Raw genomic sequence first — 9,345 nt, 5'->3', positions numbered from 1 at the left:
CGACACCACAGAGGGAGAATAGCCATGAAACTCTGGTTAGACCCCGGCCACGGGACGCAGACTACATACTTTGACACCGGCGCTGTGGGGCCATATGGCACGCGGGAATGCGATGTCGCGCTCTCAGTGGCGGAGGCCCTGCGCTCTCAGCTCGAGCAGGCCGGACACGAGGTCAAAGTCACCGATCAGCGCAATATGGTCATCGCCGACCGCTGTAAGCAGGCGAACGCATGGGGCGCGGACCTGTTCCTTTCACTCCACTGCAATGCCTCGAATGGGAAAGCACGGGGCGCAACGGCATTTGTGCGCAAGAGTGACAGCGTGTCAAAGGAGATCGCCGGGAGCATCATGGACAGCTATCTTGCGGCGACAGGCATCACAGACCGCGGCGTCAAGGTGGATGTGGATGCGCTCGGAAAGTCGCTTGGCGTGCTGCGTCAGACTGATATGCCGGCACTTCTGCTGGAACTGGACTTTATCGACAACACACAGGGAGAGCTCATGTTGAGCTCTCCCTTATTCGTGGAGGTGGCGGCAAAAGCTATCACACAGGGAATTGAGGAGGCTATGACGGAGAAGAGCAGGTATTACGTAAAGAGTGGTATCCACTTTGTGGACATCGCGCCGGGGAAGTTTCGCATCAAGGTGTGGGACGCGGCGAAGAAGACAACGAAGATCAGGGACTATTTCAATCTCGGCTTCTTCGGGATTCTCAAGGGCGGCGCGACCATTCCGGTGGGGAATCTCTGCGCGGATGGTGAGATCATCACCGAGGCATCGAATCAACCGGAGTGGCTGTCATCGTATGGACGCAAAATGACGACGCTGTGCGTGTTTGACGATGGGACAGTAAAAGTCATGAAGACGGACACGATCTCTGGACTGAAAGGATTGCAAAGTGCTGTGAGCGGCATTCCGGTGGTGCTCGGCGGGGAAGATGTGAGCTGGAAGAACGATTGCAAACCGGAGGGATACACGGGCGGCGAGTGCTATGCGACATGGCATGGATTTCTCGGGTCGCTGCGCGACGGCAGTCTGAAATATTTCGCGATGAAGACAAAGACGGGCAACTGCATCCAGTCGTCGGAGGTATGGAACAAGATCAGGGGGTATGGCTTTGACAATGTCATCATGCTGGACGGCGGGGGCAGCTTTGTGTTGGACAACAGCGGCAAAAATGTAGCGGTGACGAGTGAGAACCGCAGGATTCATTCAGTGGGACTGTATTAGGAGAGAAACGGCGCGATTTCCATTTGAGTGAGCGCGAAGCGCAAACTGGCGCGACAAGCGCCCAGGAAGCCCGAATTCATTTCGGGCTTCCGCACATGAAATTAGTGGGGCCCCCAAACGGGGATTGCCCCGTTTGGGGAGGCATGCGATTTGGCAAGGGTCACAGAGACAAAATACTGGGACAAAGATGGCAAGGAACACGTTGGCTATATCACTGACGCGGGTGTGACGCTGACAAACCCAAATGACCCGAACAGCACGGTAGCGGCGGGCTCTATTGTGCAGTCGGTCGGCGGGGATTACTGGATTAAGGGAGAAAACGGAAGTACAAAATACACAGGTCCTGTTCCGGGGTCGTCAAGCAAGCCGACGGTATCTTCAGGCAATACGACGAGTTCGGCTTCCAGCGGTATCGTGTCTACCGGTTCGGGCACATCATCTCCGGTATCCTCAGGAACACCGGTAAAGGGAACAACGCAAAATGGGCGCTATTACACCGAGATCAAGGACGCGCTCGGCAACACCTACAACGGGTACATTGACACGGCGACCGGCAAGAGCTATCACAGCGATGGCAGGCCTTTGGATGTCGGAGAGCGGGTTCAGGCCATAGGCGGAGACTGGTATTTTATGTCGCCGAACGGAGGGGTGGCTTATAATCCAAGCGACCAATACCAGGTGGGGATTATGTCAGAAATCCAGGCAAAGGAGATTGCGCGCCAACAGACGGAACAGCAGATTGCAGACATCCGGGCACAGCTGCCGGAGCTCAACCGGCAGTATGACAGGCTCGCGCGTGGCAACTGGGTCAACTACCGTCTCGGTGAGCGTGACCTTGACCAGCAGCTCGCGGCGGCCGGTTACACCGGCGGGCTTGCGGAGAGTTCAAAAGTGGGACTTTACGGCGACTACATGACCAACTACGCTGAGGGTGAGACGGCCCGCGCACAGGCCATTGACGAGATCAACCGCCAGATTGCAAATGCAAAAGCAGACGGCAACACAGCGGGGCTTGAGATTACGCTTCAGTATGGGCAAATGATTGCAGACGCGCTTGCACAGAAGAGAGCCGAGCAGGCGCAGGCCGAGGCGACCGCGTGGGAACGCAAGTGGCAGGAGGCCCAGCTCGCGGCTCAGTACGGCAACTTCACCCTGCTCGGTGAGCTGATTGACGGTCTGGATGTGGAGGGGCTGACCGCAGCGTGGAAAGCACAGAACACACCTCAGTATACAAGTTCAAGATCGAGCGGCGGGTATACGAAAAACGCCGGCACAGGAGGCAGCTCTACAGCACAGGAGGCAGACCTCTTTGAAGAAATGCGGAATTCGGGGAGGCCATATGCCTATTTGCAGCAGAATTATAAGAAGTTTGGCGTTGCATATTCCGGTCTCGAGGGCGTCTGGCAGGAGTATCAGAAATGGGAGCAGGAGAATGCAACGCCCACTTACAGCTATGAGAACATCATGCGGGACCTTGATGCGCAGATCAACAGCCCGAGCCTTTCGGGCGCAATGACAAAAGAGGATATTGCCGCTTTTCTGCTGAAAATGTATGATCTCGATGCGCTTAATGATCTGGAAACGATGACGCTCATGCGCAGGTATGGCATTGACCCACGGCCGTACATGTAATGAGAGAGGAGAGCAGACCATGTTTGACCCGAACAAGGTAAAAAAGGCCATAGCGCAATATGACAGCAAAAACACGATCGGGGTCGGACAGACTTTTGATCGCAGCAAGGTTCGCTCGGCCATAGAGAATTACGACTACAGACAGCAGGCTTCACAGGAGAAACAAACCCGTGCAGGTTTCTTTGCGCAGCCGGTGGGGCTCAATCGTCCCGCCTTGCCGACCTATGAGGCGGCAAAGACCATGGAAGCAGCGCAGAGACGACTGGGTGCAGACAATACACAACAGAAGACGCCTGTGATTACCACAACCGGCAGTCCCACGCTTGACGGATTTTCGTCAAAGCCCAAACAGCGTGAACAGACGCCCGATCTCTCTGCTCTGTTCGATCAGACACGGGGAGAACAGCGCAGCAGCGAAGAGATCAACTTTGAACTGGAAAACGTCAAGCAGTACAGCGGACCTGTTTTGGAACAGATCATGCTCCGCGGCGCGCCGGGCATGGCACAGGATCGAGCCTCGGCGGATGAGATTATGAAGCTCGCTGCACAGTACAGCCAGTATCAGCCAAGGCTGAAAGCTCTGAATAAGGAGCTGGATGAAGCGCAGCAGCGTGAGCATCAGCAGCTGCTTGACGCCGGATACCGGGATGCAAATCTCGGCGACTTGACCGGACTCAGTGCCGAGAGGGGCTACTACAACGCACGATATGGGCAGGAGATGTTCAATCGGATGATGGGTCTGCCGGATGAGGCGGATAAGTACAGAGAAATTCTGGAGAGTGACAGGTACAAATACATTTCCAACGGCTGGGGGCAGGAGGCGATTTCGGGGGCCGCTTCACTGATTGGGCAGCAGGCGCGGCAGATTACCGATCCCGAGACACTTGCACTTGTGACGAGCGGCATTGGGGTCGCAGCGCTCTCAGGGCAGGCACCAGGTCTCAATGTTTTGCCAGAGGAGGTTATCACAGTACCGGCAGCAGTAGCTGCTGCCATACAGGCGGGAAGCACCAAGCAGAATTTTGAAATAGAGGCAGGTCTTGCATATGACGAAATGGTGCAAAACGGCATTTCCCATGAGACGGCCAAAAAGATTGCGCTCGGTGTAGGTACAGTGAACTCGGCTCTTGAGTTTGTACAGACCGACCAGCTGCTCAAATCATTCCGCACACTGGCAAGGAACAGCGCGACAAAGAGCACAGCGCAGAAAATCGGGGAAGAGCTGCTGCGCCGTGGGGTGGACATTGCCGGAGAGACCGCGCAGGAGGTGGCGCAGGAGGGCTCAACCATCGCGGGGGCACAGCTTGCGTCAAAGCTTGAAACTGGGAAGTGGGCCTATGACAAAGACGAGGTGCGCGACCGGCTTGCCGATACGGCGGCGTCATCGGCGCTCTCATTTGGTGGACTCAATGTGGTCAGTGCCGGGAGAAATCTTTTCACCGGGAGAAGAACTGCAACAGCGCAGAACGCGCTTGAACAGAGCGGCGGATTGGATTATAATAACAATAATGGAGGGTTGCGGAATGGAGCAGGAGAAACGGGTCTGGCGACCGAGCACACGGCCGTACCGGGATACGCTGACGAACGAGTCGGCGGGGTATATGGAGTGGCTCAGGAACGACAACAGGACAGCAACGGAAATTCTCAATCAGGAATATCTCAGCGATCCGGTAGACGGGCCGCATATCCGGAAATGTCGAGCGGGTGGGGTGCCGGACGAAGAGACGCTGGACTTTCTCATCGAGTGGAGCTGATCGACCCTGAGACAAGACAGATCATGAATGAAAGAGGCTTTGCCGATCTGGGGCTGGAGGACAGCACCGGCGACAACGCCTCTTTTTCATTGGCGCTGGATGAGGCGAGACGCAGTAATATATACGGCGGCTTTGTGGACGGGCACACGGCGCAGCAGCTCGACGAGAGCGGGACAAAAACAATGCTCTCGCAGGACAGGACAGCGGGCGTCGCAGTGGAGCCGGACGGGAACATCACCGGCGTGTTTAAAAACAGGAAAAACCATACACCGAAAGCAGTCAGAGACCTGTTAATCACTGCCATAGCAAACGGGGGCAACAAGCTCGACTGCTATGTGGCGGATAACTTAAACAACCTTGCCGACAAATACATGCAGCTCGGCTTTGTCCCGGTAGCTCGTATGGATTTTAACCCGGCTTACGCGGAGAACTGGAAAGCGGAGTGGGGAACGCCGGACGTGGTATTCTTCGTTCACAATGGCGACAGCCCGGCGGAGGTGGCACGAAGAGCCGGTTCTTATCCCGGCTACACAAGGGAGCAGCTCAAGTCACTGCCCACTTTCACCGACTACGATGAAGCGGCGGCCTATCGGGACAGCTTGCTTTCGCAGCAGGGAGGTCAGGGAAACGGCAGAAGTATTGGTGGGCAGGCCGAAACACAGCAAGCCCTGTCCGGGAGATCACAGGATTCAGTTCGAGACGAGGGAGATGTAGAGGTATTACAGGCACAGACGCAGGGAGCAACAGAGAATCTGCCGCAAGAAAAAAAGAGCATATGGCAGCGGGCGGCACAGCTTTACAGAAATAAGGTCAGGCCTGCTGGACGATACCTCTATTCTCAGCTTGTCAGCGGGCAGGCCGAGCTTGAACGCGCGTCGAAAGATCAGCGCCGCACAAATGCCGGGGCGGCGACAATGGAAGACTATGTACAGCTGGTGCGGCAGGCCGGTCAGACGGTTGATTTTCTGCTGCAAAAGGGGCTTTCTGATATTGACGGAAATATCATAGGACCATCTTTTGATGAGGTATTCTCTCAGATTCCAGACGGGGAGCGCGCAGCATTTCAGCAGTATATGGAGCACCTGAATAACATCAACAGGGATGCGCGGGGCAAACCGGTTCTTGCTGTAACGGGGCAGGAGAGCGCCATAGAGGCAGCGCGTCTTGAGGCAGAGCACCCGAATTTTTCACAGTATCGGGATCAGATCAACCAGTATTGGGATCAGTTCATGCAGGAGTGGGCTGTAGGCAGCGGTCTTGTTGCACAGGACATTTACACCTATCTCAAAGAGCTTTACCCGAACTATATTCCAACTTACCGGGAGGGAAAACAGGATCATCTCAGCCAGAGCACAGGCGTATATGCAGACGACGATTTCAACACCCGCGTAGCCTCTGTTATAAAGACGGCGACCGGGGACACGTCGCCGATCATGGACATGAGGGACGCATTTGCGAAGAGGCTCAACCAGATCGTGCGTGCGGCACGAAAGAATGCGCTTTTGCTTGAACTCGCGCAATTTGTAAAGAACAGTCCAAGTGGAAGCAAGTACGGCCGGATCGTGGGAACACCGTCAGATTTGAGTGTGAACGCACTGCTCGAGACCGGGGAGCTGGAGCTTGCGGACACAGTGAGAGCACTGAAAAACGGCACATATCAACTCACGGCGTTTGAGAACGGGGAGCCGATCACCATCAATGTGACAAAACAAACCTATGATGCGGTAAATGATCTGTTCAACCGGAAATACGGTACGGGCACAAGGGTTGGCAGAACTGTTACAACCCCGATGAAATCACTTATTACGGGCCACAACCCATTTTTCGCGCTACGCAATTCTATAAAAGATGCGCAGACGGGATATGCTCATTCCATCGCCAACAACCCGGGGAAATTTTCTGAAAACATCTTGAGAGCGGCAAAAAAAATGATGGACAACTCGCCGGAATGGCAGACCTTTCAGGCGCTCGGCGGAAGAGGTTCTGGATTTTTCAATGCGGAAAAGGGGTACGTAAAGAGCAGTGATCCGGGCGGGATTGTCAAACGGTCGGCAAAGAAAGTCTGGGACGGCATGGCAGCGCTCAACGAGGGTTCGGAGACCGTCACAAGGTTCGCTGAATACCTCAACGCGATCGACAAATTCGGCGACACACCGGATGGAAGAAAGCGCGCTATATCTGCGGCGGCTGATGTGACAACCAACTTTTCGCGGTCGGGGCCAATGGGAAAGGCCATTGATTCCTGGGTGCTGTATTTCAACGCTGGTGTGCAGGGGCTTGACAAAATGGCAAGGCAACTGAAAAACCGACCGACGTCGACGCTGGCAAAGGCGGCAGGAACCGGGGTTGCCGCTCTGGCTTTGTCTCAGTATATCATTCCGGCACTGCTCGGCGCTGCGGGAAACGATGACAACCCCTATTATGAGGATTTGGACAATCGGACAAAGGATTTGTACTACCTGATTCCAAACGCATTTGACCGGGATGAGGACGGATACCCGAAGAGCTTTATCAAGATTCCGAAGTCACGGGAGTATGGGATACTTCTTGTGGCGCTCTTTCAGAGGGCGGCCCGTTTCGCACAGGGAGAGGACTTTGAGAGCGCATTCGAGGGTTGGACGGACAGCGTGAAAACAAATATTTTGCCGCCGAATCCGCTGACGGACAATGCGTTTGAACCGCTGCTCTCCGTTATGCCGGGTGGGGACAACAAAGACTTTGCGGGACGCGTCATCGTGCCAGAGAGTATGCAGGATTTGGAGCCTCGATACCAGTACGACAGCACAACATCGGAAATTGCCAAGGCGCTGGGGGACTGGTTCAACCTGTCTCCCAAGCAGATTGATTATCTGATTAAGAGTTATACCGGAGTGATCGGCGACACGCTTCTACCGGCCACGACGGGACAACAGAGCGGATTGGGCGGCGTTCTCAAAAAGGTTCTGGTCTCGCCGATTGAAAAACAGTTCGTTGCAGATCCGTTGTATCAAAGCGGTGTGACAAGCCGGTTTTACAGAGAAATGGATGAGCTTCGGACTGAGGCGAAGACGAAGAATTTTGTCGAGGGCATACCGGGTGGCTATGTGACGCCGGAGGAGAAAAAGCTGTCTGTTTATACAAAGGCTGCCAGCCGGATCACGGAGTTGCGTAAACAGGAGAAAGAGCTGCTCGGGAGTATGCCGGACAACGCTGAGAGGAAAAAGAAAATCGACGATATCAGGCGTGAGATCATTGCCATTGCAAAGGGGACAAAAGAGGAGGCGGAGCAGGTATACCGCGAATATGTCGACTCCTATGTGCCTGAATTATCCTATCTGTCTGACAGTATGCGCAGAAACGCGGATACGGCAATGAACGTTGGTATCACGGCGGGGCAGTTTGTCACGGCCTATGAGGCGCAGAAAAATGTGAAAGGGGATGGTACACAGTATTCGGCAAGCCGGGCAAAGAAAGAGGCCATCGACAAGGCACTGCCAGCGATGTCGCAGGAGCGCAGGCGTGTACTCTATGAGCTGTTTGGAGTGAGTAAAAAGGTGTGGTAATGGGAAAGGCGGGGGCTTTGTGGCCCCCGCCTTTTTGTGGAATGGGATCAGCTCTTTCTTTTCATATAGCACTCTTTGAAAGCTTGCACTATGGAAATCACCAAATTGACAATTACGGGCAATATCGACGTAAAGCAGAAAATGGCGAATGTCACATAAAAGACAATGGACACCCTGTTAAGCGGCATTTTAAGGACAGATAAGAAAGCCCATATCCAAACCACGAATGTTAAGACGTCACCGATGCCGCGTAGATAGAGGATGGCAAGGATGATCAAAGCATCCGCCCAGAAAGGCAGATTGAGAAAATACAGCGGTATGCACAGCAACACGAGGCCAATCAGATACCAGAGCACAAGACCCAGGCCGCCAAGAGCGCCAACCAGTTTATCTTTCACGAAAAGAACCACTCCCTTTTCCATTTTTAATTGCCTCTTTCATCAGATTGGCATTAACGTTGATCTAATGTAGCATGTCATGAGTTTTTATTTTTCAACGCTCTGACAATAAGAATGTCGGCGACGGCGCACAATCCGGCTGCGGATAATCCAAATCGAAAAATTGCGAGAACCAGTGAATTGATGCAGATAAGCATCAGATAGATGCGAAACCTCTTTTTTTTCCACCTTTCTTCTGCGGCAAGCTGCCTTGCGAGAGCATCGTCTTCTTTTCCCTGATTGGTAAGGTGATATGTCGTGATACAGTTTTGGCAGACACCGTTAAGGAGCTCATTTGAGACCTTGCCGCAAAGTCTGCATTCGCCGTATGTACTTGCCTGTGTTTTAGAAATTCCCATAGCTTCCTGTTCCTGCTCACGAATACATTGAGGGCAGATAACAGTGATGGTTCCCTTGAATTCTTTGCCGCACTTTTGGCAGATCATGAACGTTGCCCTCCTTATTCTAGCTTTGGCTACAATATACCATATTGCGCTAAATTTTTCCATATTATTTGGTTGTGTTTTGTTGATTGTTAAGGGTTGTTTTATAGAATCTATTGTGTTAGTATGGATGAGCTTGAGGTTATCACGTACATAGACAGGAAGAATAGTAGTCTGTATTTATGTAAGTATTAATGTCAGTGCGATTTTTAAAGTGCTTTCTTCCTTAGAAAAACAAGGGTTTTTGTGAAGCGGAGGGTAGACTCTGACTCTGCTTGTGAGGGTTCGAATCCTTCTCTCGCAACCA

General features: G+C 53.3%; 5 protein-coding genes. 3 read left to right on the top strand and 2 right to left on the bottom strand.

The window, feature by feature from the left end; translation table 11 throughout:
- The first annotated feature begins 24 nt into the window (after positions 1-24).
- The 3 genes from H8695_RS11460 (at position 25) to H8695_RS11450 (ending at position 8,158) form a co-directional block, all read left to right on the top strand.
- The gene (locus H8695_RS11460; protein WP_249301869.1) at positions 25-1,230 is read left to right on the top strand and encodes an N-acetylmuramoyl-L-alanine amidase family protein; all 1,206 of its coding nucleotides are present in this window, start codon (positions 25-27) and stop codon (positions 1,228-1,230) included.
- Positions 1,231-1,380: 150 nt separating this feature from the next.
- Positions 1,381-2,862: a hypothetical protein gene (locus H8695_RS11455; RefSeq protein ID WP_249301867.1), complete on the top strand. Its 1,482-nt coding sequence runs from the start codon at positions 1,381-1,383 to the stop codon at positions 2,860-2,862.
- A 19-nt stretch (positions 2,863-2,881) separates the two neighbouring features.
- Entirely contained in the window at positions 2,882-8,158 is a 5,277-nt protein-coding gene (locus H8695_RS11450) for an LPD38 domain-containing protein (protein WP_249301864.1), read from the top strand.
- A 47-nt stretch (positions 8,159-8,205) separates the two neighbouring features.
- On the opposite strand, the gene H8695_RS11445 is transcribed toward H8695_RS11450, so the two are convergent.
- Together H8695_RS11445 and H8695_RS11440 are read right to left on the bottom strand one after the other, a co-directional pair.
- Entirely contained in the window at positions 8,206-8,580 is a 375-nt protein-coding gene (locus tag H8695_RS11445; RefSeq protein WP_249301861.1) for a hypothetical protein, read from the bottom strand.
- A 53-nt stretch (positions 8,581-8,633) separates the two neighbouring features.
- The gene (locus tag H8695_RS11440) at positions 8,634-9,041 is read right to left on the bottom strand and encodes a hypothetical protein (protein ID WP_249301858.1); all 408 of its coding nucleotides are present in this window, start codon (positions 9,039-9,041) and stop codon (positions 8,634-8,636) included.
- Positions 9,042-9,345 lie beyond the last annotated feature (304 nt).

It is taken from the genome of Feifania hominis (assembly GCF_014384765.1).
GTDB classification, from domain to species: domain Bacteria; phylum Bacillota; class Clostridia; order Oscillospirales; family Feifaniaceae; genus Feifania; species Feifania hominis.
Note: the sequence above shows the minus strand (reverse complement) of the source record. Positions and strands in the feature narration are given on the sequence as shown.